The organism is Allobosea sp. NPDC055332 (genome assembly GCF_053645455.1).
The window spans coordinates 1,138,274-1,162,039 of the sequence record NZ_JBSHMO010000001.1 but is presented as its reverse complement, the minus strand read 5'-3'; the positions used below and the strand labels follow the sequence as shown (position 1 = coordinate 1,162,039).

The 23,766-nt window shown below is 66.4% G+C and carries 24 protein-coding genes; 11 read left to right on the top strand and 13 right to left on the bottom strand.

Translation table 11 applies throughout. From position 1 onward, the window contains the following. The first annotated feature begins 56 nt into the window (after positions 1 to 56). The gene (locus ACWIGM_RS06010; RefSeq protein ID WP_454024991.1) at positions 57 to 1,241 is read left to right on the top strand and encodes an acetyl-CoA C-acyltransferase; all 1,185 of its coding nucleotides are present in this window, start codon (positions 57 to 59) and stop codon (positions 1,239 to 1,241) included. Here the strand turns inward: ACWIGM_RS06010 and ACWIGM_RS06005 are convergent, their stop codons facing one another. Then, a complete protein-coding gene (locus ACWIGM_RS06005; RefSeq protein WP_454024990.1) occupies positions 1,242 to 1,718 on the bottom strand; it encodes an Lrp/AsnC family transcriptional regulator in 477 nt (158 codons plus the stop codon). It abuts the gene before it with no gap. Positions 1,719 to 1,902: 184 nt separating this feature from the next. On the opposite strand from ACWIGM_RS06005, the gene ACWIGM_RS06000 reads away from it, so the two are divergent. Next, positions 1,903 to 2,424: a cysteine dioxygenase gene (locus ACWIGM_RS06000; protein ID WP_454024989.1), complete on the top strand. Its 522-nt coding sequence runs from the start codon at positions 1,903 to 1,905 to the stop codon at positions 2,422 to 2,424. Positions 2,425 to 2,434: 10 nt separating this feature from the next. Here the strand turns inward: ACWIGM_RS06000 and ACWIGM_RS05995 are convergent, their stop codons facing one another. Continuing rightward, the gene (locus tag ACWIGM_RS05995; protein WP_454024988.1) at positions 2,435 to 3,118 is read right to left on the bottom strand and encodes a nitroreductase; all 684 of its coding nucleotides are present in this window, start codon (positions 3,116 to 3,118) and stop codon (positions 2,435 to 2,437) included. Continuing rightward, the gene (locus tag ACWIGM_RS05990) at positions 3,115 to 4,830 is read right to left on the bottom strand and encodes a lysine--tRNA ligase (RefSeq protein WP_454024987.1); all 1,716 of its coding nucleotides are present in this window, start codon (positions 4,828 to 4,830) and stop codon (positions 3,115 to 3,117) included. The genes ACWIGM_RS05995 and ACWIGM_RS05990 overlap by 4 nt, the downstream gene beginning before the upstream one ends. A 187-nt stretch (positions 4,831 to 5,017) precedes the next feature. Between ACWIGM_RS05990 and ACWIGM_RS05985 the strand changes: the two genes are divergently transcribed. The 7 genes from ACWIGM_RS05985 (at position 5,018) to ACWIGM_RS05955 (ending at position 11,866) form a co-directional block, all read left to right on the top strand. Continuing rightward, complete coding sequence (locus ACWIGM_RS05985) at positions 5,018 to 5,404, top strand: hypothetical protein (protein ID WP_454024986.1); 387 nt, start codon at positions 5,018 to 5,020, stop codon at positions 5,402 to 5,404. A 133-nt stretch (positions 5,405 to 5,537) separates the two neighbouring features. After that, the gene (locus ACWIGM_RS05980) at positions 5,538 to 6,617 is read left to right on the top strand and encodes an ABC transporter substrate-binding protein (protein WP_454024985.1); all 1,080 of its coding nucleotides are present in this window, start codon (positions 5,538 to 5,540) and stop codon (positions 6,615 to 6,617) included. A gap of 225 nt (positions 6,618 to 6,842) precedes the next feature. Beyond that, a complete protein-coding gene (locus tag ACWIGM_RS05975; protein WP_454024984.1) occupies positions 6,843 to 7,643 on the top strand; it encodes an ABC transporter ATP-binding protein in 801 nt (266 codons plus the stop codon). 24 nt (positions 7,644 to 7,667) lie between these two features. Further along, positions 7,668 to 8,444, top strand: a complete 777-nt coding sequence (locus ACWIGM_RS05970; RefSeq protein WP_454024983.1) for an ABC transporter permease — start codon at positions 7,668 to 7,670, stop codon at positions 8,442 to 8,444. A gap of 388 nt (positions 8,445 to 8,832) precedes the next feature. Continuing rightward, complete coding sequence (locus ACWIGM_RS05965) at positions 8,833 to 9,411, top strand: biotin transporter BioY (protein ID WP_454024982.1); 579 nt, start codon at positions 8,833 to 8,835, stop codon at positions 9,409 to 9,411. Then, positions 9,408 to 10,394, top strand: a complete 987-nt coding sequence (gene bioB, locus ACWIGM_RS05960) for a biotin synthase BioB (RefSeq protein ID WP_454024981.1) — start codon at positions 9,408 to 9,410, stop codon at positions 10,392 to 10,394. The genes ACWIGM_RS05965 and bioB overlap by 4 nt, the downstream gene beginning before the upstream one ends. 92 nt (positions 10,395 to 10,486) lie before the next feature. Beyond that, complete coding sequence (locus ACWIGM_RS05955) at positions 10,487 to 11,866, top strand: aminotransferase-like domain-containing protein (protein ID WP_454024980.1); 1,380 nt, start codon at positions 10,487 to 10,489, stop codon at positions 11,864 to 11,866. Between the two features lie 31 nt (positions 11,867 to 11,897). Here the strand turns inward: ACWIGM_RS05955 and ACWIGM_RS05950 are convergent, their stop codons facing one another. Beyond that, a complete protein-coding gene (locus tag ACWIGM_RS05950) occupies positions 11,898 to 12,923 on the bottom strand; it encodes an agmatine deiminase family protein (protein ID WP_454024979.1) in 1,026 nt (341 codons plus the stop codon). 388 nt (positions 12,924 to 13,311) lie between these two features. Here ACWIGM_RS05950 and ACWIGM_RS05945 point away from each other — a divergent pair, with 388 nt between their 5' ends. After that, a complete protein-coding gene (locus tag ACWIGM_RS05945; protein WP_454024978.1) occupies positions 13,312 to 13,740 on the top strand; it encodes a DUF983 domain-containing protein in 429 nt (142 codons plus the stop codon). Positions 13,741 to 13,823: 83 nt separating this feature from the next. Here ACWIGM_RS05945 and ACWIGM_RS05940 read toward each other — a convergent pair whose 3' ends face one another. From ACWIGM_RS05940 to uxaC, 9 genes are all read right to left on the bottom strand, one after another. Beyond that, on the bottom strand, positions 13,824 to 14,684 hold the full coding sequence (locus ACWIGM_RS05940; protein WP_454024977.1) for a transporter substrate-binding domain-containing protein: 861 nt from the start codon (positions 14,682 to 14,684) through the stop codon (positions 13,824 to 13,826). Positions 14,685 to 14,917: 233 nt separating this feature from the next. Continuing rightward, a complete protein-coding gene (locus ACWIGM_RS05935; RefSeq protein ID WP_454024976.1) occupies positions 14,918 to 16,387 on the bottom strand; it encodes a mannitol dehydrogenase family protein in 1,470 nt (489 codons plus the stop codon). Between the two features lie 13 nt (positions 16,388 to 16,400). Then, entirely contained in the window at positions 16,401 to 17,681 is a 1,281-nt protein-coding gene (locus tag ACWIGM_RS05930; RefSeq protein WP_454024975.1) for a TRAP transporter large permease, read from the bottom strand. A gap of 3 nt (positions 17,682 to 17,684) precedes the next feature. Beyond that, on the bottom strand, positions 17,685 to 18,221 hold the full coding sequence (locus ACWIGM_RS05925; protein ID WP_454024974.1) for a TRAP transporter small permease: 537 nt from the start codon (positions 18,219 to 18,221) through the stop codon (positions 17,685 to 17,687). Positions 18,222 to 18,398: 177 nt separating this feature from the next. Then, complete coding sequence (locus tag ACWIGM_RS05920) at positions 18,399 to 19,382, bottom strand: TRAP transporter substrate-binding protein (RefSeq protein WP_454024973.1); 984 nt, start codon at positions 19,380 to 19,382, stop codon at positions 18,399 to 18,401. A 95-nt stretch (positions 19,383 to 19,477) separates the two neighbouring features. Further along, on the bottom strand, positions 19,478 to 19,819 hold the full coding sequence (locus ACWIGM_RS05915) for a cupin domain-containing protein (RefSeq protein ID WP_454024972.1): 342 nt from the start codon (positions 19,817 to 19,819) through the stop codon (positions 19,478 to 19,480). Beyond that, positions 19,816 to 20,580, bottom strand: coding sequence for a 2-dehydro-3-deoxy-D-gluconate 5-dehydrogenase KduD (kduD, locus tag ACWIGM_RS05910; protein ID WP_454024971.1), 765 nt, complete (start codon positions 20,578 to 20,580; stop codon positions 19,816 to 19,818). Before kduD ends, ACWIGM_RS05915 begins: the two co-directional genes overlap by 4 nt. Then, a complete protein-coding gene (kduI, locus tag ACWIGM_RS05905; protein WP_454024970.1) occupies positions 20,580 to 21,431 on the bottom strand; it encodes a 5-dehydro-4-deoxy-D-glucuronate isomerase in 852 nt (283 codons plus the stop codon). The genes kduD and kduI overlap by 1 nt, the downstream gene beginning before the upstream one ends. Beyond that, positions 21,428 to 22,831 carry a glucuronate isomerase gene (gene uxaC, locus ACWIGM_RS05900; protein ID WP_454024969.1) on the bottom strand — a complete coding sequence of 468 codons (1,404 nt, stop codon included), beginning with the start codon at positions 22,829 to 22,831 and terminating at the stop codon, positions 21,428 to 21,430. Before uxaC ends, kduI begins: the two co-directional genes overlap by 4 nt. Before the next feature lie 159 nt (positions 22,832 to 22,990). Between uxaC and ACWIGM_RS05895 the strand changes: the two genes are divergently transcribed. Beyond that, complete coding sequence (locus ACWIGM_RS05895; RefSeq protein ID WP_454024968.1) at positions 22,991 to 23,728, top strand: GntR family transcriptional regulator; 738 nt, start codon at positions 22,991 to 22,993, stop codon at positions 23,726 to 23,728. Positions 23,729 to 23,766: the final 38 nt, after the last annotated feature.

Here is a 23,766-nt window from a genome sequence, read left to right as displayed (position 1 = left end):
CTACCCAAGTTCGAATGGCGGCTGCGGCCGCAATGCCTGACAGGATGTGAAACGCCATGACCGAAGCCGTCATCGTCTCGACTGCCCGCACGCCGATCGGCAAGGCCCATCGCGGCGCCTTCAACCAGGTCCGCGGCGCTGACATGGCCGCGCATGCGATCAAGCACGCCTTGTCGCGCGCCAGGCTCGAACCCGAGGCAGTCGAGGAGGTGGTGCTGGGCTGCGGCTATCCGGAAGCCGCGACCGGCCTCAATGTCGCCCGCCATGCGGCTCTCGTCGCCGGTATCCCGGTGCAGTCGGCGGGCGTCACCGTCAGTCGCTTCTGCGCCTCGGGACTTGAGGCGATTGCGCATGCGGCACGGCGCGTGGTGATGGACGGGGTGCCGGTGGCGGTGGGCGGCGGCGTCGAATCGATCTCGCTGGTGCAGCCGGTGACGCGGCGCGATCTCGCCATGAACGACTGGCTCACGGCGAACAAGCCGACAATCTACACGACGATGATCGAGACCGCCGACATCGTCGCCGAGCGCTATGGTATCTCGCGTCAGGCGCAGGACGAGTTCTCGGTCGAGAGCCAGCGTCGCACCGCGGCCGCCCAGCAGCGCCAGTTGTTCGACGACGAGATCGTGCCGATGAGCGCGGTGATGGCCGTCACCGACAAGGCGACCGGCGAGGTCCGGCAGGAGCAGGTCACGCTCTCCAAGGACGAGGGCAATCGCCCCGAGACGACGCTGGAGGGGCTGCTCAAGCTCAAGCCGGTGCGCGGCGAGGACAAGTTCATCACCGCCGGCAATGCTAGCCAGCTCTCGGATGGCGCCTCGGCCAGCGTGGTGATGTCGGCTGATGAGGCCAAGCGCCGCGGCCTCGAGCCGCTCGGCATCTTCCGCGGCTTCGCCGCGGCCGGCTGCGAGCCTGACGAGATGGGCATCGGCCCGGTCTTCGCCGTGCCGCGCCTGCTCGAGCGCAACGGCCTCAAGGTCTCCGACATCGACCTCTGGGAGCTGAACGAGGCCTTTGCCTCGCAGTCGCTCTATTGCCGCGACACGCTGGGCATCGATCCCGACAAGGTCAACGTTAATGGCGGGGCGATCGCGATCGGCCACCCCTTCGGCATGAGCGGGGCGCGGCTCGTCGGCCATGCGCTGCTGGAAGGTCGCCGGCGCAAGGCGCGCTATGCCGTCGTCACCATGTGCGTCGCCGGCGGCATGGGCTGCGCCGGCCTGTTCGAGATCAACCGCTGATCAGCCCTCGGCGGCGAAGCCGAGCGGGATCGCGGTGGTCGACTTCAGCTCCTCCATGGCGAACATGGAGGTGACGTCGCTGAGCTCGATGCGGGCGATCAGCTTCTTGTAGAGCGCGTCATAGGCGGCGATGTCGCAGACATAGGCCTTGAGCAGATAGTCGATGTCGCCGCTCATCCGGTAGAAGTCGACGATCTCGGGCAGGTCGTGCACGGCGGCGTGGAAGCGCTCGAGCCACTCCATCGAATGGCGCGCCGTCTTCACCGCGATGAAGACGGTGACGCCGGCCTTGAGCTTGTCGCGGTCGAGCAGCGCGACCCGCCGCCGGATATGGCCTTCCGCCTCGAGCTTCTGGATGCGCCGCCAGCACGGCGTCGGCGATAGCCCGACCGCATCGGCGATCTCGGCCAGCGGCTTGCTCGCATCCTCCTGCAGCAGCGCCAGGATACGCAGGTCGAAGGCGTCGAGCTTGACCACGATTAGGGATCTCCTCGGAACAGAATATCACTCGCTATGCGAGTGCGGAAATTTCTTTCTCATACTGCAGTTAAAATTGGTATCTGTTTCTAAGACTACTCCGTTTTAGGCGACGGATCGCAAACCATTGCCATCGCGTCCGGCCTATCATTCCCCTGTCATCGGATGCGACGGGGATGAGGACATGCAGGGCTTTCTCGGCGAGGAACGGCGCGGTGCGGTACTGAACGCCCTGCGCACCCACGAAGGGACCTGCTCGCGCGATTATCTCGCCGCGGCCCGCGCCGTTCTCACCGAGCTCGTTGCGATCCCCGATCTGATCCAGCCCCTGCCTCTGCTGCGCAAGCCTGGCGGCTATACCCGCAACCTGCTCGCCGGCAACGAGGCTGTCAGCGTCTGGGCGATCGTCTGGGGTGAGGGCGCCACGACCTGCATCCACGATCACCATTGCTCGTGCTGCTTCGGCGTCGTTTCGGGCACGGTCACGGAAACCTGGTATCGCGCCATCGACGCCAATCGCGCTGTGGCGACCGAGGAGCAGGAGCGCCAGGCTGCTTACGTCGCCTGCATGGTGCCGACCGGGCCGAATATCCATCGCATGCAGAACCGTGGCGTGGGTGACGCGATCTCGATCCACATCTACGGCTACGACCACCATCTCCACGATTCCTCGGTCGAGACCGAGTACACCGCCGTGGCGGGCTGAAACCGGCTAGCTAATCCAGCCAGCTGGTGAAGCCCTCGACCGGCTCGCGCTCCGGCACGAGCCGGTTCGCCGGCGCATCCGGGTCGGCCTTGCCGAGTGCGATGCCGCAGACCACGACCTCGCTCTCGGGGATGGCGAGCTCGCGCCGGACGACCGCGTGGAAGCGCGCGAAGATCGCTTGCGGGCAGGAGTCGAGCCCGTGGCCCTGCGCCGCGATCAGGAGGGTCTGGACGAAGGCGCCGAGATCGAGCCAGGAGCCGATCTCGAGATCGCGATCGACCGTCAGCATCAGCGCGACCGGCGCGCCGAAGAAGCGCAGATTGGCCTCGGTCTGGCGGCGCATGCCGACATGGTCGCCCTTGGCGACGCCGAGCAGGCCGTAGAGATCCCAGCCGACCTTGCGGCGGCGCGAGAGATAGGGCTCGCGGAAGGTCACGGGATAGTAGCGATACTCCTCCTCGCGCGGGGAGGGATCGTCGAGCGCGGCGACCAGCGCGGTCTCCAGCCTGGCGCGGGTCTGCGGGCCGAGCACGCGCAGCCGCCATGGCTGCATATTGGTGCCGCTGGGCGCCTGCGCCGCCAGTTCGATCAGGCGGCGCACCAGCGCCGGATCGACCGGGTCAGGCAGGAAGGCGCGCACGGCGCGGCGGCTGGCGATGGCCTTCTCGACCGCCTCAGCCGCCGCAGCACTCATGCGCTGAGCGGCTGGCGCGCCGCGAGGAAAGCCTCGTGCTCGCGGATCAGGCCGCCGTCGAGCGCCTTGGCGATCAGCTTGCAGGTGTTGTCGAGCCCGTAGATCGCGGCGAAGGAGCCGAAGCGCGGACCCTGCTCCTCGCCGAACATCACCTGGTAGATCGCCTTCCACCAGTCGCCGGAGACGCCCGGTCGCTCCGGCGTCGCATTCTTGGCGGTGAGGTTCTGGTAGCGCGGGATGGCGCGGGCGACGTCGAGCGCTGCATCCTGAATCTCTTCGGCGCTCGCACCCGCCGGCAGCGCGGCGAGCGCGGCGTCGAGTGCGGTGAAGGCGGCGCGCTCGGTCTCGTCGGCCGGACGATAGTTCTTGGCCGGCTTCACGAAGTCGCGGAAATAGGCGAGCGCGTAGCCGACGAGCGCATCGAGGCGCGGATGCGTCTGCGGCGAGATGCCGGGCGCATAGCGCTGCAGGAAGCCCCAGAGCACGGCCTTGTCCTCGGAATTCGCGACAGCGACGAGGTTCATCAGCAGCGAGAACGAGATCTGGGTGCGCACCGCATTGTCGCCTGCGCCGGTGGCGATCACCTCCGGCTGCTGCGGCGTGCCGGCATGGATGTGCCAGACAGGGTTGCCAAGCCGGTTCTTCCAGTCCTGCCGGTCATAGCCGCCGAGGAACTGCAGGTAGTCGTCGACCGCGCGCGGGATCACGTCGAAATGCAGCTTCTTGGCCTCGCGCGGCCGCGAATACATGAACAGCGCCAGCGATTCCGGCGGGCCGTAGCTCAGCCACTCCTCGATGGTGAGGCCGTTGCCCTTCGACTTCGAGATCTTCTGGCCCTGCTCGTCGAGGAAGAGCTCGTAGTTGAAGCCTTCGGGCGGCGTGCCGTCGATGGCGCGGGCGATCTGCGAGGAGACCTTGACCGAGTCGATCAGGTCCTTGCCGGCCATCTCGTAGTCGACACCGAGCGCGACCCAGCGCATCGCCCAGTCCGGCTTCCATTGCAGCTTGGCATGGCCGCCGGTCACCGGCGTGGTGAAGCGCTCGCCGGTCTGCGGATCGGACCAGGTGATGGTGCCAGCCTCGACATCGCGCGCCTCGATCGGCACCTGCATGACGATCCTTGTCTTCGGGTGGATCGGCAGGAAGGGCGAATAGGTCGCGGCGCGCTCCTCGCGCAGGGTCGCCAGCATGATCGACATGATCTTGTCGAAGCGGGCCAGCATCCTGAGCAGGGTCGCGTCGAACTCGCCGGCGCGATAGGCGTCGGTCGAGGACTTGAACTCGTAGTCGAAGCCGAACTGGTCGAGGAAGGCGCAGAGGCGGGCATTGTTGTGCCGGCCGAATGAGTCATGCGTGCCGAACGGGTCCGGCACCTCGGTCAGCGGCTTGCCGAGATGCTGCGCCAGCAGCTCCTTGTTCGGCACGTTGTCCGGCACCTTGCGCAGGCCGTCGAGATCGTCCGAGAAGGCGATCAGCCGGGTCGGGATGGCGCCGTCGGTCAGCACCTGAAAGGCGTGGCGGACCATCGAGGTGCGCGCGACCTCGCCGAAGGTGCCGATATGCGGCAGGCCGGAAGGGCCATAGCCGGTCTCGAACACCGCCTCGCGCTTGCCCGATTTCTGCAGCCGCGCGACGAGCTTCTTGGCTTCCTCGAACGGCCAGGCGGCCGAGACGCGGGCGGCTTCGATCAGCGCGGGGTCGAAAACGGGCATTTTGGCTTCAAGTCTCGCTGGATAGGACAGGGAAGCGCGCGGTTTCGCAGATATGCAGGGGCGGCGTCAATGAGGCCGGCGGTCTGGCGCCCTCGCGTCGAGCTCATGTTCCGCTCTCGGCAGCTTACGGTCATCCGGGATCGGTCTATGCTCGGCGCCGGGACGGGGCAGCTCGCGAGGGTTCGCCATGTCGGAGGTCATCATCAAAACCGATCGGCTGAGCGTGTTTCACGGCGTCAACGGCAAGCATGCCGGAACCTTGGAAGTCCACGAAACGATCGAGCCCAACAAGGCTCCGGCCTATAGCTGGAACTGGAAGGGCGGGCCGGTCGGACCGAAGAACGGCGCCTGCCATTGGGACAAGGACAATCCGGCGCTGCTGCTCGAGGAGACGCTGTCGCGCGACGTGCTCTTCCTCGGCAATGATGCCTGGATCGGCCGGCCGCGGCCGCCGCAGTTCCGGCCATGGTTCAGGCCGCAGGACAAGCTCGACCTGGTCGATTACGCCTTCATGACCCGGCCGAACCGGCCGCATGTCTTCAAGCTGAAGATCATCAGCGCGAGCTCGCCTTGAGCAGGAAGGCGTCGCCCTGCCTGCGGCACGAATGAGCGCGCCCAAAAAAGCGGCAGACAACCCCGGCCGCTCGATTGACTCCGAACCGGGCCCCGCTAGCGTCGTCGTACAACATAAGCAGGGGTCGGCTTCGATGGTTCGTGAGGTGAAGTGGGGGCAGTCCGGCTCGCAGCCGGCCGGCGAAGGTTTGGCGTGGGCGCTCACCCGTCGCATCGCATTGGCGGGCGCAGCGGCGCTGGCCTTGGGCGCGATGTCGCCGGCGCAGGCGCAGACCGCGGTGAAGTTCACGCTCGACTGGGTCTTCCAGGGACCGACCTCGCCCTTCCTGGTGGCGCTGGAGAAGGGCTACTACAAGGCCGAGGGGCTCGACGTCACGATGGACCCCGGCCAGGGCTCGGCCGGCGCGGTCCAGCGCGTCGCCACCGGCGCCTACGATATCGGCTTCGCCGATGTGAACTCGCTGATCGAGTACAACGCCAAGAATGCCGGCAAGGAGATCCTCTGCGTCTTCATGGCCTATGACTTCCCGCCCTTCGGCGTGCACACGCTGAAGAAGACCGGGATCAGCAAGCCGGCCGATCTCGCCGGCAAGAAGCTCGGGGCGCCGGTGTTCGACGCCTCGTTCCGGCTCTTTCCCGCCTTTGCCAAGAAGGTCGGCATCGACGCCAAGACCGTCAATCACGTCAACCTGACGCCGCAGCTGCGCGAGCAGTCGATGGTGCAGGGCACGGTCGACTTCATCAGCGGGCACTTCTTCTCGTCGGTGCTCGACCTGAAGGCGCGCGGCGTGAAGCAGGAGGACATCGTCTCCTTCAACTACTCCGACTACAAGATGGACGTGTACGGCAATGGCATCATCGTCTCGCCGGCCTTCGCCGAGAAGCCGGAGGTGGTGAAGGGCTTCCTGCGCGCCACCGCCAAGGCCTGGAAGGAGGTCGCCGCCAATCCGGCCGTCGGTCTCGCCGCGGTGAAGAAGCGCGACCCGTTGATCGACGAGAAGCTGGAGGCCGAGCGCCTCGACCTGTCGCTGAAGATGAACGTGCTGACGCCCTTCGTGAAGGAGAACGGCATGGGCGATGTCGATCCGGCGCGCTTCGCCCGCTCGGTCACCGACGTTGCCGACGCCTTCGGCCTGCCGGCTGCGCCGGCGCCGGACAAGGTGTTCTCGAACAAGTACCTGCCGCCCAAGGCGGAGCGCATGGTCGCGCCGTGAGGAATGGCCGCGACCTGCTCCCTCTCCCCTTGCGGGAGAGGGTTGGGGTGAGGGGTCTCGCGACGCCGATCGTTAGCTTGGCGCCGCACTTTCGGAAACTTTCCAGATCTGTACGACCCCTCATTCGGCCCTTCGGGCCACCTTCTCCCGCAAGGGGAGAAGGGAGCAGCGGGGCGCTGCAAGTATATCCAACAGCCTTGGCACAAGCCCGAGAATGACGCCTTCATGCCGGCTTTCACCGACACGCCTCTCGTTGAACTGCGCAAGGTCAGCCTCGCCTATGGCAGCGGCCCCTCGCGCATGCTGGCGCTGGAGGATGCGACGCTCGACATCGCCAAGGGCGAGTTCATCGCCGTGGTCGGCCCGTCCGGCTGCGGCAAGTCCACGCTGATGAAGCTGGTCACCGGCCTGCTGCCACCGAGCGGCGGCGAGGTCCGCGTCCATGGCCAGCCGGTCAAGGGCCCGATCCGCGGCGTCGGCATGGCCTTCCAGGCGCCGACGCTGATGCCCTGGCGCACGACGCGCGACAACATCCTCCTGCCGCTCGAAGTGGTCGAGCCGCACAAGCGCCGCTTCCGCGCGAACAAGGCCGAATATATCGAGCGGGTCGAGACGCTGCTCGCCTCGGTCGGCCTCGGCGGTTTCGGCGACAAGTTCCCCTGGCAGCTCTCGGGCGGCATGCAGCAGCGTTCGAGCCTGTGCCGGGCGCTGGTGCACGAGCCCGAGATCCTGATGCTCGACGAGCCCTTCGGCGCGCTCGACGCCTTCACGCGCGAGGAGCTCTGGGGCGTGATGCAGGCGCTCTGGCTGGAAAAGCGCTTCACCGCCGTGCTGGTGACGCATGATCTGCGCGAGGCGGTCTATCTCGCCGACACTGTCTATGTGATGAGCCGCCGGCCCGGACGGATCGTCAAGATCAGCAAGATCGAGCTGCCGCGCCCGCGCACGCTGGAGACGACCTTCACCGCCGAATTCGTCGACATCGTCCACGATCTGCGCGAGCGCATCCATATGGAGCATGCGTGATGCGGCCCCGGCAGGACCAAGATTATGACTGATCGGCAGAGGCAGGTCCTGCTCGTCGCCATGCCCTGGCTCGCCATGGCTGGCCTGCTGCTGATCTGGGAACTCGCTTGCATCGTCTTCGACGTGCCGGAGATCCTGGCGCCCAGGCCGACGCGCATCTTCGAGGTGATGGTCCAGCGTTGGGACATCCTGCTGCGATACTGCCTGGAGACCTTGTGGACGACGGCGATCGGCTTCGTGCTGGCGATCGGCTTCGGCGTGCTGCTCGGCCTCGCCGTCGGCGCCTCGCCCTTCGTCTATTCAGGGCTCTACCCGCTGCTGATTGCCTTCAACGCGGTGCCGAAGGTCGCGATCGTGCCGATCCTGATGATCTGGCTCGGCGTCGGGGCTCTGCCGGCGATCATCACCGCCTTCGTCATCTCCTTCTTCCCGATCGTGGTGAATGTCGCCACCGGCCTTGCCACGATCGAGCCGGAGATGCGCGACGTGATGCGCTCGCTCGGCGCCAGCCAATGGGAGATCCTGACCAAGGTCGGCGTGCCGCGCGCCATGCCCTATCTCTTCGCCAGCCTGAAGGTGGCGGTGACGCTCGCCTTCATCGGCTCGGTGATCTCCGAGACGGTCGGCGGCAATCGCGGCATCGGCTTCCTGATGCTTTCGGCCGGGGCGCGCAACGACTCCGCCACGACTTTCGCCGGCCTCTTCGCCATCGCGATCATGGGCGTGCTGATGTACGCCGCCTGTGCCCTGGTCGAGCGGCGGATGACGCGCTGGGCGTTCCGGGGCGAGATCGTCGGCTGAACTTCCTTCAGGCCTCGCTCGCCGTAGCGAGCGAGCTCTAGCCCCCTTTCTTTCCGGCTGCCCTGATGAGCACAGGCGGCCATGCCTTGCTCCCGCGCGAGCTGCGAAGGCTTGCTGCTGTCCCGCCTCGTGTCGGGTAGCCGGTGCTCTCCCGGCTGAAGAAAAGGTCGGGGGCAAAATTATCTATAAAAATTACGGCGTGGTTCTGGCGAAACATCGCCGACGCTTGGCCCATTGTCGGGCTGAAATCTCAGTATCCCCGAGTTTTTTTTCTCCAGCCTCACTTGGCGGCCTGGCGGGCCGCCAAGTGAGGGCTTGCCAAGTCGCCGCGTTTGTGGAGTCATTTATCGACTAAGCTAAAAGATTATAGATAATTTAGGAGATCGCAATGTCATCCACTGTGACAGGTAGCCGGGGAGTCCGGCTCGCACCGGCTGCCCGGCGTGCATTCGGCGTTATCGCCGGCGTTGCTCTGATGGTGCTCGCCGCCAAGACGCAAATCCCGTTCTGGCCAGTTCCAATGACCTTGCACACGCTCGCCGTCATGGCGTTCGCGGTGGCGCTCGGTCCGCAAATGGCGGTGTCGATCGTCGCGGCCTATCTGGCGGTGGGCGCAGCCGGGCTGCCGGTGTTCTCCGGCTCGCCGGAGCGCGGCATCGGCCTCGCCTATCTGCTGGGGCCGACCGGCGGCTATCTCGCAGGCTATCTGGCGGCGAGCTGGCTGGTCGGCATGCTTGCACGGGGCAGGGGCGTGCTCGGGCAACTGCTCGCCATGCTGGTCGGGCTCGCGCTGGTCTATGTGGCCGGTCTGGCCTGGCTCGCCTTGTTCGTGCCCGTCTCGCAGCTTGCTGCGGTCGGCCTCTGGCCGTTCCTGCTTGGCGACCTGCTCAAGCTCTGCGTGGTCGCCGCTGGCTCGGTGCTGCTGCCGCCTGTTCTCTCGGGCTTGAATGCATGGTGGTGTCGATGAGTTCGGTCGATGGCGATATCCGTCACGACTGGACGGTCGAGGAGATCGTCGATCTGTACGAGCTGCCGCTGCTCGAGCTGATCGGCCGGGCCAATGCCGTGCATCGCAGCCATCACGATCCGAATGTGGTGCAGAAGGCGAGCCTGCTCTCGATCAAGACCGGAGCCTGCCCGGAGGACTGCGCCTATTGCCCGCAATCGGCGCATCACCGCGAGGTCGAATTGACCCGCGAGCGATTGATGGACCCGATGCGGGTGGTCGCCCTGGCAGCCAGAGCCAAGGCGGCGGGAGCGTCGCGCTTCTGCATGGGGGCGGCCTGGCGCGAAGTGCGCGACGGCAAGGAGTTCGACGCCGTCATCGACATGGTCTGGGGCGTCAGGGCGCTCGGCATGGAGGCTTGCGTCACGCTCGGCATGCTGAAGCCGCATCAGGCCGAGCGCCTCGCCGCGGCCGGCCTGACCGCCTACAACCATAATCTCGACACCGGCCCGGAGTTCTACGGCAGCATCATCACGACCCGGACCTTCCAGGACCGGCTGGACACGCTGGCGACGGTGCGGGCAGCTGGTATCGAGGTCTGCTGTGGCGGCATCATCGGCATGGGCGAGAGCGTGCGCGATCGGGCTGCGATGTTACAGGCCTTGGCCGTGCTGGCGCCGCATCCGGAAAGCGTGCCGATCAATGCGCTGATTCCGGTCGCGGGCACGCCATTGGCGGGGCGCCCGCCGGTCGATCCGCTCGATCTCGTCCGGATGGTCGCGACGACCCGGCTCGTCATGCCCGCCGCGACGGTCCGGCTCTCGGCGGGGCGGGCCTCGCTAGGGCGGGAGGCGCAGATCCTCTGCCTCGTCGCCGGCGCCAATTCGCTGTTCTATGGCGAGACGTTGCTGACGGCGCCCAATGCCGGCATCGGTGCGGACGCCGAATTGTTCTCGGCGATCGCCGGCCGGGCCGAGGTGCGACCGCAGGCGCGGGTGGGATAACTCGCCTCGAATTCGGCAAGCAGGTGACAACGACCTTCTGCAACAATATACAGTCAATCCATTCAGTGCTCGCCTCATGACGGATGGCATCGATGGATTGGCTGCCGGACCTGACCCAGAGCGACAAGCCGCGCTATCTCGCCATCGCCGATCGGATCGCCGCCGATATCGCGGCGGGGGCGCTGGCAGCGGGAGATAGATTGCCGCCGCAACGCAGGCTGGCCGCGGCGCTTGCGGTCGACTTCACCACGGTGGCGCGCGGCTATGTCGAGGCGCAGCGGCGCGGCCTGGTCGAGTCGCGGGTCGGGCAGGGCACCTTCGTCAAGGCCGCGCCGGCCAAGGTCGCGGTGCCGCGGGCGCCTGCGGTGGAATTGGTCGACCTCTCGATGACCCTGCCGCCGGAGCCCGACGATCCCGTGCTGATCGCCCGGCTGAAGCAGGGCATGGCGGAAGTCGGCGAGCGGCTCATCAGTCTGCTGCGCTATCAGCCGCTTGGCGGCGCGCCCGCCGACAAGGCCGCGGCTGCGCTCTGGCTCGGCCGGCGGGGCCTGACGCCGGCGCCCGAGCAGATTTTCGTCGTGCCGGGCGCGAATGCCGCGCTGCTGGCGATCCTGGCTAGCCTCGCCAAGCCGGGCGATGCGGTGCTGTGCGAAGCGTTGACCTATCCCGGCATCCGCTCGATCTGCGCGCAGCTCGGTCTGTCGCTGACCGGGCTGGCGATGGATGGCGACGGACTCGAACCCGAGGCCTTCGCCGAAGCCTGTGCGCGGCTGAAGCCGAAGGCGCTCTATCTCAATCCGGTCCTGCAGAATCCGACGACGATCACCATGCCGGAGGGGCGACGCGCAGAGATTGCTGCGATGGCACGGCGCCATGGCGTGGTGATCATCGAGGACGACGCCTATGGCTTCGTGCCTCGCGCAGCGCCGGCCCCCTTCGCTGCGCTCGCGCCTGAACTGACCTGGCACATTGCCGGTCTGTCGAAATGCCTAGGGGCCGGCTTGCGGCTCGCCTATGTCGCGGCGCCGGATGTCCGCTCGGGCTGGCCGTTCGCTGCGGCGCTGCGTGCCAGCAGCATCATGGCCTCGCCCTTGACCGCCGCGTTGGCGACACGCTGGATCGAGGACGGCAGTGCCGATGCGCTGCTCGATTTTCTCAGGGCGGAGACGGCGGCGCGGCAGCGGCTCGCGGCCGAGATCCTGCCGGCGGGCTTGAGCCGCACGGATCCGCTGAGCTTCAATCTCTGGTTGGACTTGCCCCCGCCCTGGACCCGCGCCGCTTTCGTCGGACAGATGCAGGCAACCGGGATCGGTATCGTCGCCAGCGATGCCTTTGCCGCGAAAGGGCCGGCGCCGGAGGCAGCCCGCATCTGCCTCGGCGGGCCGATCGGACGCAAGGCTCTCGGCGATGTGCTCGCCTTCATGGCGCATGCGCTGGAGCAGGCGCCGGAGGTCGGCGCCCGCGTTCTATAGGTCGCCCGATCAGCCGATCGGGCATTGCGTCTCAGGCTGTACTCTTGGGCTGCTGCTGCGTCGCGCAATGAATGCCGCCGCCGGCTTCGCCGAGCGGATCGACGTTCAGGCTGACGACCTCGCGCCCCGGATAGAGCTGCTGCAGGATTGTTCTGGCCGTCTCGTCGGCCTTGTCGTCGCCGAACTCCGCGCCAATGACCGCCCCGTTGCAGACGTAATAGTTCACATAGCTCGAGACGAAGTCGCGCGATCGCGAGCGGATGTCGACCGGATCGGGAATGACGACGATGTCGAGCTTGCGGCCCTGGGCATCTCGCGCCGCCTTCAGAATCTCATAGGTCTCGAAAGCGGCCGCCGACCAGGGATCGCTGCGATCCAGGGTATCGCCGAGCTGGATCACGACCTGCCCGGGCTTCACGAAGCGGGTGAGCGCGTCGATGTGGTAATCGGTGATGTCGGCCCCCTTGACGCCCGGTGCCCAGATCATCCGCTCGGCGCCGAGCGCGTCGAGCAGAAGGCGCTCGACCTCAGCCTTGCCGCCCTCGTTGCGATTGCGATTGATCCAGCTGCTCTCATGCGCGATCACGGTGCCGGCGCCATCGACCTCGACGCCGCCAGCTTCGCCGATGAGCCCATTCGCGAGGACGGAAAGACCAAGCCGCTCCCCAACGCGCCTGGCTATCTGCCCATCGTCGGCGTGGCTCTGCTTATTACCCCAGCCATTGAAGCCGAGATCGGAAACGGCGAGTGGTTTGGCTGTCTGCGACACGACGAAGGTCGGGCCGGAATCGCGGCACCAGAGGTCTTCCGTCGGGATCGGCCAGGTCTCGATCGCTGATCCCAGAGCTTTCGCCGCGGCGTCCTGCTGCTCGGGGCGCGCCAGCACGACGACCGGCTCGAAACGCGCGATCGATCGTGCGATCAGCGCGATGGTCGAGCGCACCTCGTCGAGCGCGCTCGGGCTGCCATAGATGCGGCTGCGCGCCGGCCACTGCATGAAAGTCCGTTCGTGCGGATCGCTTTCGAGTGGCACGCGATAGTCCGAAGTCTTGGTCACTTTGCGTTCCTGAGCGGATGCGGTTCCTGACAAATCAATACGTTGCAGAAGCGGCAGCGAGGCTGCCCCTCCAGTTATCTGCAGCAGACGTCGTCGATCGATCATGATGATGAGCTTATGTTTTCGCCAATCAATACGTGGCGCGGCTCTTCTCGTGAGCGATCTTGTTATAATTTAGCCGTTTGTTGTTCGGCTATGTGACGCATGGCGCACTGAAGGCATGCGCGGCACCCGGTGGGTCGGCAAGCCTGCCTGACCTGCCTTTACGCGTCGGGTGCGGCGATGTTGCATGTCGCCGGATATTGACTGCAATCAATATCAGCGTTATGTAGCGGTCAATCTCCGGTGAATGCAGTCAATCATGCTGCTTCACCGTCAGGAGGACGACATGGCACATCAGCATTGGCCGGCACTGTCTCCGCTCAAGACCGGCCTGCGCGGCCGCTGCCCTCGTTGCGGCGAAGGGCAGCTCTTCGATGGCTTCCTGACGCTGAAGCCGTGCTGCGAGGCCTGCGGGCTCGACTACTCCTTTGCCGATCCTGCCGATGGCCCGGCCTTCTTCGTGATGATGTTCGTCTGCGTGCCGGCGGTCGCCTTCCCGCTCTGGCTCGAGCTGAGCTACCAGCCGCCGACCTGGGTGCATCTGGTCACGACGCTGCCGCTGGTGCTGCTGACCTGCATCCCACCCCTGCGGCCGCTGAAGGGCTGGCTCGTCGCCTCGCAGTTCTTCTACAAGGCCGAGGAAGGGCGTCTGGCCAAGCCGAGCCAGCCGGCAGGAGCCCGTTCCGATCAGCTTGCAGCGCAAGCTGATCGGTAAAACGGTCTCCATCTTTAAACTTGGAGACGGATTCACCGATCAGGTTGGACGCAAGCTGATCGGATCCGGCTCTAGGATGACAGTCAGAACGGGCTGACCGGGAAGAACCGGATGAACAGCCTGGCATAGGTGCCGTCGTCCCAGAGGCCTTGCAGCGCGTAGTCGATCGCCCGCTTCAGGATGAGGTCGTCCTTGCGCAGCAGGAAGCCGACGCCTTCGCCGAAATAGCGCGCTTCAAGATAGGGGCCGCCGGCGAAGGCGAATTCGCTGCCACCGCGCCCGGCGATGGTCAGCGAAAGCGAGACCCCGTCCCCGAAGACATATTCGGCATCGCCGCTGCGCAGCAAAGCAAGGGCCGCCTGCAGATCGGGAGCCGTGCGGCGCTGGATGAATGGCGCGAGCCGCTCGAGGAAGGCCTCATGCGCGGTGCCCGAGACCACGGCGACGCGCGTGCCGCGCAAGCTACCCAGTTCGAGATCAGCCCGGGCGTTGCCGCGCGTCGTCAGCAGGCGGGCGGGCGAGCGGTGGTAGATCTGGCTCGTGGCGAAGCGGGTGCGCAGCTCGGCGGTGACCGGAATGGCGGCGGCGAGCACGTCGCCGCGGCCCTCGGCGAGAGAATCCAGCAAGGTGTCGAAGCGGCGCGCCTGGATGGTGCAGCTCAGGGCCAGCTTCTCGCAGACAGCGCGCGCGAGCTCGACCGAGAAGCCGGTGACGCCGCCTTCGGGCGTGGCGAAATGCATCGGCGGGAAATCATCGTCGGTGAGGAAGCGGATCACCCGCGGCGGTCCGAGATCGGGCCGCTCGACGCGAACGTTCGGATCCCAGTAGTTCGGCACGACATAGGTCGCGGCCGACTGCGCTTGGGCCTTCGCTCCAGCTGAGGGCAGGAGCAGCAGAGCGGCGAGGGCGCTCATGGCCAGGGCGTTGGCAAAGCGGGCGAACATCGCCTGTATCTGGCGTCAGGGTGGGGCTGCGATCAAGTGCCCTTCACCGCTGTCGTCGTGACGCGGGATCCCCTCTCCTGGAAGGAGAGGGGCAGGGGTGAGGTGTTCGGACTGGAAACGTTGACCTGAATCCGACTACGCGGTGAGCGCTCGCGGCACTGGTCAAACGGCCTACACCTCACCCTGCCTCTCCTTCCAGGAGAGGGTTCCCCGCGCTTGGTTTGGCCATGTCCCTAACCCAGCGCCGCAGCCGTCGCCTTCGCGCCCTTCTGGAACAGGCTGTCGAGATGGCCGGCCACGGCCCGTGTGAAGCGCTGCTCGCGCGGCAGGTCGTCGCCGAAGATCGCGCCGATGCCGAGAAGGGCCGTGCTCAGCGCCACGGCATCGCGGCCGAGCGCCTTGGCGCGGATCGCGAATTCGGCCGCGAGCGGGTCGCGCACGTCGATGGGCTCGCCCTTCTCGTCGGTGCCGGTGACATAGGCCATCCAGGCTGCGACCCCGAGCGCGAGATGATCGATGGGCGCGCCGGTGTTCAATCGCTCGCGGATGGTGCCAAGCAGGCGCTGCGGCAGCTTTTGCGAGCCGTCCATGGCGATCTGCCAGGTGCGATGCCGGATCGCCGGATTCTGGAAGCGGGCGAGCAGGTCGCCGGCGTAGGTCCTGAGGTCGACGCCTTGCGGGGCCGGCACGGTCGGGATGATCTCGCTCCAGAGACCCTGCAGGAAGCGGGCAAAGACCGGATCGCCGCTCGCCGCCGCGACCGTCTCGTGCCCGGCGAGATAGCCGAGATAGGCCAGGCTCGAATGCGCGCCGTTGAGCATGCGCAGCTTCATGAACTCGAAGGGCGCGACCTCCGAGACCATTTGCGCACCGACCGCATCCCAGCGCGGCCGGCCGGCGGCGAAGACGTCTTCCACCGCCCATTGCCGGAAGGGCTCGCCGATCACCGGGGCGGCATCGTCGAGACCCAGGAGGCTCGCGACCTCGGCGACGTCGGCCTCGGTCGTCGCCGGCACGATCCGGTCGACCATGGTCGAGGGGAAGGCGCCGTTGGCTTCGATCCAGGCGGCGAGCTTGTCGTCGCGCAGCGCGGCGAAGTCGCGGACGAGGCCGGCAAGGACATGGCCGTTCGACGGGAGGTTGTCGCAGCAGAGCGCAGTGAAGGGGCCGAGGCCCGCGGCCTTGCGGGCGGCGAGGCCGGCGACGATCAGGCCGATTGCTGAGCGCGGCGCAGCCGGATTGGCGAGGTCGTGGACGATGTCGGGATGATCGGCCTTGAGCCTGCCGGTCGCCGGATCGTGGCAATAGCCCTTCTCGGTGACGGTGAGCGAAACGATCCTCGTCTCCGGCGCGGCGAGCCTTGCCACCAGTGCCTGCGGGCTCTCCGGGGCGACGAGCACGTCGAGCACTGAGCCGATGACGCGTAGCTCCGGGCCGGCCGGGGCGCGCTTAAGGAAGGTGTAGAGCCCGTCCTGCGGCTTCAGCTTGTCGCGCTGGTCGGGCCGTTGCAGGCTGGCGCCGATGATGCCCCAGGCGCCGAATTCGGTCTCCAGCGCATCGTCGGTGAACTCGCACATATGGGCGCGGGTGAAGGCGCCGAGGCCGAGATGGACGATGCCGGGCTTGAGCCCGGCACGGTCGTAAGCGGGGCGGCGGACCGACGCTGGCAGGGAGGCCAGCGTCGCAGCAGAAAGTCGTGTCATCGGAACAGGCTCTTTACCGGAACAGGCTCGGCAACCACAGGGAGAAGGCCGGAACATAGGTCACAAGCAGCAGCACGGCTACGCTCGCGCCGTAGAACGGCCAGATCGATTTCATCGACTCCATGATGGTGATCTTGCCGACGGCGCAGGCGACGAACTGGACCGAGCCGACCGGCGGCGTGTTGAGGCCGATGCCGGCATTGAGGATCAGCACCACGCCGAAATGGATCGGGTCCATGCCGATCGCCTTGACCACCGGCAGGAACATCGGCGTGCAGATGATGATCATCGGCGCCATGTCCATGAAGGTGCCGAGGATCAGCAGGACGATGTTGATCATCAGCAGGATGATGAGCGGATCGTTCGAGATCGCCTTCATCGCGTTGATGGTCGCAGCCGGCACCTGCAGGAAGGCCATCAGCCAGCCGAAGGCGCCGGCGGTGCCGATGATCAGCAGAACCATCGAGGTGGTGCGGACCGCGCCGAGCAGGGCATGGACGAAATTGGTCCAGTCGAGATGGCGATAGACCAGAGCGGTGATGAAGAGCGCGTAGCAGACCGCGATGCAGGAGGATTCGGTCGCGGTGAAGATGCCGGAGCGGACGCCGCCGAAGATGATGACGATCAGCATCAGACCGGGGATGGCGACGACGAAATGGCGCCCGATCGCCGAAAAGCCCGGGAAGATGCCGGCCGGATAGCCGCGGCGCGCGGCGACGAACCAGGCGGTGACCATCAGCGAGGCGGCGAGCAGCAGGCCGGGGATGATGCCTGCGGTGAACAGGTCGGCGATCGAGATGCCGCTGCCGGCCGCCAGCGAATACAGGATCATGTTGTGCGAGGGCGGCAGCATCAGCGCGATGATCGCCGCGTTCGCGGTGACGTTGACGGCGTAGTCGGCGGCATAGCCGCGCTTGACCATTTGCGGGATCATGATGCCGCCGATGGCCGAGGCGTCGGCGACGGCCGAGCCGGAGATGCCGCCGAACAGCGTGCAGGCGACGACGTTGACCTGGCCGAGGCCGCCGCGCAGATGGCCGACCATCGAGGCGGCGAAGGCGATGATGCGCTCGGCGATGCCGCCCCGGATCATCAGGTCGCCCGAGAAGATGAAGAACGGGATCGCCATCAGTGAGAAGACGCTGATCTGCGAGTTGATCTGCTGGAAGACGACGACCGGCGGGATGCCCATGTAGAGCACGGTCGCGAGCGAGGAGAGGCCGAGGCAGAAGGCGACCGGCGCACCGATGATGAGCAGCGTCGCGAAGACGCCGAACAGGATCCAGATCTCCATGGCTCAGAGCTCCCCGCCGCCGGCGCGTTCGGCCTGCACGAGGAGCGGCGAGCGCTCCAGCCCGGTCAGCATCAGGAGAATGCGCTCGATGCTGAACAGCGCGACGAGGGCGCCGCCGGCGACCAGCGGCATGTAGTCCCAGGACTTGGCGATGCCGATCAGCGGGATGCGGTCGACCCAGGCCTTCTCGACCAGTTGCAGGCCATAGAACACCATGGCTGCGCCGAAGAGCAGGATCAGGACCTGGGTGAACAGGCCAAGGCCCGCGGCAACCCGCGCCGGGATGTAGGAGAGCAGGCTCTCGAAGCCGAGATGGTCGCTCTCGCGCACACCAACCGCGGCGCCCAAGAAGATGAACCAGGCCATCAGCAGGAGCGAGCCGGCCTCGACCCAGGTCGGGGTGTCGTTGAGGACGAAGCGGCCGAAGACGCCCCAGGCGATCATCGCGGTCATCAGCATGATGCCGGAGCCGGCGACGATGAGGACCACCAGGGTCAGGCGCGCGGACAGCCGCGAAAAGGTCTTGGTGAATGCGTGCATGGGGTCCTGGCTGGCCTTGCTGAAACCTCGCGGGTCATCCCGGCCGCAGTGCAGCGGGTAGCCGGGATCCATGCCGGAACGGTTCAGGCATGGATCCCGGATCGGCGCCGCTCACGCGGCTTGTCCGGGATGACGAAGTCGGAATGGGGCGGCGCGGAAGCCGCCCCGATCGTCAGCTCACTTCACCGCCTGGATGGCGGCGACCATGTCCTTGAGCTTCGCATCGGTGACGAACTTGTCGTAGACCGGCTTCATCGCGTCGATGAAGGGCTGCTTCTCGACCGCGTTGACCTGGGCGCCGCCGGCCTTGACCTTGGCTTCGGAAGCCTTCTCACGGGCGTCCCAGAGCTCGCGCATCTTGGCGACCGATTCCTTGGCAGCGGCCTTGATCAGGGCCTGGTCGGCGGCGCTGAATTTGTCGAAGGAGCGCTTCGACATCACCAGCACCTCCGGCGACAGCGAATGCTCGGTCAGCGAATAGAACTTCGAGACCTCGAAGTGCCGGGTCGACTCATAGGACGGCCAATTGTTCTCGGCGCCGTCGATGACGCCGGTCTGCAGGCCGGAATAGACCTCGCCGAACGGCATCGGCGTGGCGTTGCCGCCGAGCGCCTGCACCAGCGCGACGAACATGTCGGACTGCTGCACGCGGATCTTCATGCCCTTCATGTCGGCCGGCGTGTTGATCGCCCGCTTGCCGTTGTAGAAGGAGCGCGAGCCGGAATCGTAGAAGGCGAGGCCGATCAGGTCATGCTTCTCGAACTCCTTCAGCAGGTTGTCGCCGATCGGCCCGTCCATAACCTTCCGCATATGGTCGACCGAGCGGAAGATGAAAGGCAGTGACGGGACGTTGGTCGCCGGGATCAGATTGTTGAACGGCGCCATGTTGATGCGGTTCAGGTCGATGACGCCGAAGCGCGTCTGCTCGATCGTGTCCTTCTCCTGGCCAAGCTGGGCCGAGTGGAAGACGTTGATCTTGACCTTGCCGCCGGTGCGCTGCTCGAGCAGCTGGCCCATGTATTTGACGGCCTCGATGGTCGGATAGCCGTCGGGATGGATGTCGGTCGAGCGCAGGGTGACGTTCTGCGCCTGTGCCGAGGTCGCGAGCAGCGCGGTGAAGGCGACGCCGGCGAGCGCGGAGAAACTCCGTCGATTGAGCATGGTCTTGTCCTCTCCCCAATGAAATCGCCGGCTTATTCCGGTCGTTCTTGTCCCTTGGCGGGAGCAGCGCCGGCACGGCCGGGCGCTGCGGTCTTTCACAAAAATTCCGTCCGCATCGGTGTGAAGGAATCGATCAATTGCCCGGCCTCGATGTTGACGACGCCGTGGACGAGGTTCTCGGGCACGAAGAAGCTGTCGCCCGCGGCAAGCCGGCTGGTCTTGCCGTCGATGGTGACGTCGAAGACGCCGCTTTCGACGTAAGAAGCCTGGCGGTGTGGGTGCTGGTGGGCCTTGCCGATCGCACCCTGCTCGAACACGACGCGCACGACCATCAGGTCTGGGCCATAGGCCATGATCTTGCGCTTCACGCCGGGCTCGGTCGGCTCCCAGGCGATCTCGGCATCATGCTGGAAGAATGAGTTGAGACGGTCGGTCATCGCGCCAGCCAGCCTCCGTCGACAGGAAGGATCGCGCCGTGGATGTAGGCCGCAGCATCGCTCGCCAGGAACACGGCTGCGCCGCCGATATCCGAGGGCTTGCCCCAGCGGCCAGCCGGGATGCGGGCGAGAATCGCGGCGTTGCGGTCGGGATCGGCGCGCAGGGCTTCCGTGTTGTTGCTCTCGACATAGCCGGGGGCGATCGCGTTGACGTTGATGCCCTTGGCCGCCCATTCGCAGGCGAGCAGCCGGGTTAGGCCGGCGAGCCCGCTCTTGCTCGCCGTATAGGAGGCGACGCGGATGCCGCCCTGGAAGGAGAGCAGCGAGGCGATGTTGACGATCCGCCCCGTGCGGCCGGCCTCGAGTGCGGCCTTGGCGAAGGCCTGGGCCAGGAAGAAGTTGGCCTTGAGATTGAGGTTCATCACCTCGTCCCAGTCGCTCTCGCTGAAATCGAGCGCATCGGCCCGGCGGATGATGCCGGCATTGTTGACGAGGATGTCGAGCGGGCCAGCGAGCGCCTGAGCCTGCTCCATCATGCGTCCGGCGATGCCCTCCTGCTGGAGATCGGCCTGGAGCGGAAAGCAGGTCCCGCCGGCGTCGGCGATCAGCTTCTCGGTTTCCGCCATGCTCGAGCGCCCGGCCGCGACGACCTTGGCGCCGGCCTCAGCCAGTGCCAGCGCGATGCCCTGGCCGATGCCGGTATTGGCGCCGGTGACCAGTGCTGCGCGGCCGTGCAGCGAGAAGGGCGAGGCCGCCGCCATCAGCGCAGCATCTCCACCGGGGCGGCGTCCATGTCGGTGAACTCGACATTGTCGCCGGCCATCGCCCAGACGAACGAGTAGTTCGAGGTGCCGCAGCCGCAATGGATCGACCAGTTCGGCGAGATCACCGCCTGCTCGTTGGCGACGAGCAAATGCCGGGTCTGCTGCGGCTCGCCCATGAAGTGGAAGACGCGGTGGGCCGGGTCGAGATTGAAGTAGAGATAGGCCTCCATCCGCCGCGTATGGGTATGGCAGGGCATGGAGTTCCAGACCGAGCCCGGCTCCAGCGCCGTCATGCCCATCACCAGCTGGTTGGTGCCGGTGGTGTTCGGCATGATGTATTGCCGGATGGTGCGCTTGTTCGAGGTCTCGGCCGAGCCGAGATGGATGGTGTTGGCGTCATCCTTGCGGATGAGCTGGTGCTTGGCTTCGCGATGCGCCGGGGCACTGGTCAGATAGAACTTGGCCGGGTTGGCCGGATCGGCGCTGGCGAAGGAAACCTCTTTCGCGCCGAGGCCGACATAGAGCGCATCGAGGCTGGGCAATTCGAAGCGCTCGCCGTCGACCGTGACCGAACCGGCGCCGCCGAGATTGATCACGCCGAGCTCGCGGCGCGCCAGGAAGAAGGGCGTGCCGGTCGGCGGGAACGGGTCGAGTGTCAGGGGCTTGGCCGCCGGCGTCGCACCGCCGACGATCATGCGGTCGTAATGGCTATAGGTCAGCGCGATTTCGCCGGGCACGAAGATGCGCTCGATCAAGAAGTCCTGGCGCAGCGTCTCGGTATCATAGCCGCGCACGTCACGGGGATGGGCGGCCTGGCGTTCGTCGATGGTTTTTGCAGCGCTGGTCACAGCCGGTAGGCCTCCTTGGCCAGGCGATAGGCGAGATCGTGGGCGACTTCCGCTGCCTCATCCTCGTCGAGACGGTGCTCGGCGACGAGCTTGGCGAGGTAGTGGCAGTCCATCCGGCGGGCGACGTCGTGGCGCGCGGGGATCGACAGATAGGCGCGCGTGTCGTCGTTGAAGCCGACGGTGTTGTAGAAGCCGGCAGTCTCGGTGGTGAGCTCGCGGAAGCGCAGCATCGCCTCGGGCGCATCGAGGAACCACCAGCCCGGTCCGAGCTTCAGCGCCGGGTAATGGCCGGCAAGCGGAGCGAGCTCGCGCGAATAGCTGGTCTCGTCGAGGGTGAAGGCGATGACGGTGAGACCACGCTCGTTGCCGACGGCGTCGAGCAGCGGCTTCAGCGCCGAGACATAATCCATGCCGCGCGGGATGTCGGAACCCATGTCGCGCCCGAATTGCTCGAACAGATGCGGGTTGTGGTTGCGATGGGAGCCGGGGTGGATCTGCAGGACGAGCCCGTCATCGAGGCTCATCTTCGCCATCTCGGTCAGCATCTGGCCGCGGAAGAGATCGGCGTCCTCGGCCGAGAACTTGCCCTTCAGGATCTTGCCGAAGAGCTTTTCGCACTCGGCCGGGGTCAGGTTGGCGGTGCGGGCAGTGGCATGGCCATGGTCGGAGGAGGTCGCGCCGCGCTCGATGAAATAGCCGCGGCGCTTGCGATGGGCTTCGAGATAGCCGTTCCAGCTCCCGACATCCTCGCCGGTCAGCTCGCCGAACTGCTCGAGATTGTCCTTGAAGCCCTCGAATTCGGGATCGACCACGCTGTCGGGGCGATAGGCGGTGACGACCTTGCCGCCCCAGCCGGAGTCCCGGATCATGTCGTGCCATTTCAGCGGATCGAGCGCGCCTTCGGTGGTGGCGATCGCCTCGATCTTGAAGCGCTCGAACAGCGCGCGGGGGCGCATCGCGTCCTGCTCCAGCTGCTCGGCGATGCGGTCATAGATGCGGTCGGCGCTCTCGGCCGAAAGACGCTCGGTGATGCCGAAGATCGAGAAGGCGGCGTGCTCGAACCAGAGCCGGGTCGGCGTGCCCCGGAACAGGTGCCAGTTGCTGGCGAAGAGCTGCCAGATCTTGCGCGGGTCGCTTTCGACCTCACCGCCATCCTTGCGGGCGATGCCGAGCTGCTCGAGCCTGATGCCCTGCGAGTAGAGCATGCGGAAGATGTAGTGGTCTGGCTTGACGAACAGCGTGGCCGGGTCGGGGAAGGGCTTGTCCTCGGCGAACCAGCGCGGATCGGTATGGCCATGCGGCGAGATGATCGGCAGGTCGCGGACGCCGGCATAGAGGCGGCGCGCAATACCGCGCGTCACCGGTTCGGCAGGCAAAAGACGATCGTCGTGCAGCAGCATCGCTGGCGTTTCCTCTATCGGGCCGGACCATAGGGCCGGCGTTGGTGATGTCAATATACTAATATACTAGTATGCACTGCCCGGCCGTGTTACGCCCTGATTAGCCGCGGAGCGCGCATCGTGGTCCAATAAGGGAGTGATCATGGCCGGGATAGGACGATGTCTGAGGCGCTAGGAATAGGCGAGACCGGGGCCTTGCGCCGCGAGCGCAAGCCGCAGCGCCTCGCCGCAGCGTCCGCGGGCCGCGCCACGGCCGCGTCCGTCGTGCAGGACGAGCTTCGCCGCGAGATCCTCGACATGGTGCTGCGGCCCGGGGTGGCGCTCTCGGAGAAGGATCTTACTGCCCGCTTCGGCATGAGCCGCACCCCGGTGCGCGAGGCGCTGATTCGGCTGAAGGAAGAGGGGCTCGTCGAGATATTCCCGCAGGCCGGCACCTTCGTCGCCCGCATCCCGGCGGGAGCGATCCCCGAGGCGGTGTTCATCCGTCAGGCGCTGGAGTGCGCCACGGTCGAGGTGCTGGCGCGGACGGCGAGCGCAGACGACATCGCCCGGCTCGATGCGACGATCGCCGTGCTGCACGAATCGCATGAGGCGAACGACCAGGAGCGCTTCCACCTCGCCGACGAGGAGTTTCACGAGGCGCTCGCCGACATCGCCGGCTATCCCGGCGTCTGGAAACTCGCCCAGGCGGCCAAGAGTCAGATCGACCGCTGCCGCCGGATGACGCTGCCGGTGCCGGGGCGGATGGCCATGGTGATCCGCGAGCATCTCGCCATCGTCGACGAGATCAGGCGGCACGATGCCTCGGCCGCGGTCGTCGCGATGCGCCAGCATTTGGGCACGCTGCTGCCCGATCTCGTGCATCTCAAGGCGAGCTATCCGGATTATTTCGCCTGACCCGGATGCGCGCCGGCGCTCTTGCCTCCCGCTTCGTT

Excerpts from the sequence above, each read along its gene's own strand:
- ACWIGM_RS05940 (WP_454024977.1), bottom strand. The coding sequence starts at position 14,684 with ATGTTCGCCCGCTTTGCCAACGCCCTGGCCATGAGCGCCCTCGCCGCT.
- ACWIGM_RS05930 (WP_454024975.1), bottom strand. The coding sequence starts at position 17,681 with ATGGAGATCTGGATCCTGTTCGGCGTCTTCGCGACGCTGCTCATCATC.
- ACWIGM_RS05985 (WP_454024986.1), top strand. The coding sequence starts at position 5,018 with ATGTCGGAGGTCATCATCAAAACCGATCGGCTGAGCGTGTTTCACGGC.
- ACWIGM_RS05945 (WP_454024978.1), top strand. The coding sequence starts at position 13,312 with ATGGCACATCAGCATTGGCCGGCACTGTCTCCGCTCAAGACCGGCCTG.
- ACWIGM_RS06010 (WP_454024991.1), top strand. The coding sequence starts at position 57 with ATGACCGAAGCCGTCATCGTCTCGACTGCCCGCACGCCGATCGGCAAG.
- ACWIGM_RS05990 (WP_454024987.1), bottom strand. The coding sequence starts at position 4,830 with ATGCCCGTTTTCGACCCCGCGCTGATCGAAGCCGCCCGCGTCTCGGCC.
- ACWIGM_RS05920 (WP_454024973.1), bottom strand. The coding sequence starts at position 19,382 with ATGCTCAATCGACGGAGTTTCTCCGCGCTCGCCGGCGTCGCCTTCACC.
- ACWIGM_RS05970 (WP_454024983.1), top strand. The coding sequence starts at position 7,668 with ATGACTGATCGGCAGAGGCAGGTCCTGCTCGTCGCCATGCCCTGGCTC.
- ACWIGM_RS05955 (WP_454024980.1), top strand. The coding sequence starts at position 10,487 with ATGGATTGGCTGCCGGACCTGACCCAGAGCGACAAGCCGCGCTATCTC.
- ACWIGM_RS05915 (WP_454024972.1), bottom strand. The coding sequence starts at position 19,819 with ATGACCGACCGTCTCAACTCATTCTTCCAGCATGATGCCGAGATCGCC.
- kduD (WP_454024971.1), bottom strand. The coding sequence starts at position 20,580 with ATGGCGGCGGCCTCGCCCTTCTCGCTGCACGGCCGCGCAGCACTGGTC.
- uxaC (WP_454024969.1), bottom strand. The coding sequence starts at position 22,831 with ATGCTGCTGCACGACGATCGTCTTTTGCCTGCCGAACCGGTGACGCGC.
- bioB (WP_454024981.1), top strand. The coding sequence starts at position 9,408 with ATGAGTTCGGTCGATGGCGATATCCGTCACGACTGGACGGTCGAGGAG.
- ACWIGM_RS05965 (WP_454024982.1), top strand. The coding sequence starts at position 8,833 with ATGTCATCCACTGTGACAGGTAGCCGGGGAGTCCGGCTCGCACCGGCT.
- ACWIGM_RS05995 (WP_454024988.1), bottom strand. The coding sequence starts at position 3,118 with ATGAGTGCTGCGGCGGCTGAGGCGGTCGAGAAGGCCATCGCCAGCCGC.
- ACWIGM_RS05935 (WP_454024976.1), bottom strand. The coding sequence starts at position 16,387 with ATGACACGACTTTCTGCTGCGACGCTGGCCTCCCTGCCAGCGTCGGTC.
- ACWIGM_RS05975 (WP_454024984.1), top strand. The coding sequence starts at position 6,843 with ATGCCGGCTTTCACCGACACGCCTCTCGTTGAACTGCGCAAGGTCAGC.
- ACWIGM_RS05925 (WP_454024974.1), bottom strand. The coding sequence starts at position 18,221 with ATGCACGCATTCACCAAGACCTTTTCGCGGCTGTCCGCGCGCCTGACC.
- ACWIGM_RS06000 (WP_454024989.1), top strand. The coding sequence starts at position 1,903 with ATGCAGGGCTTTCTCGGCGAGGAACGGCGCGGTGCGGTACTGAACGCC.
- ACWIGM_RS05895 (WP_454024968.1), top strand. The coding sequence starts at position 22,991 with ATGTCTGAGGCGCTAGGAATAGGCGAGACCGGGGCCTTGCGCCGCGAG.
- ACWIGM_RS05980 (WP_454024985.1), top strand. The coding sequence starts at position 5,538 with ATGGTTCGTGAGGTGAAGTGGGGGCAGTCCGGCTCGCAGCCGGCCGGC.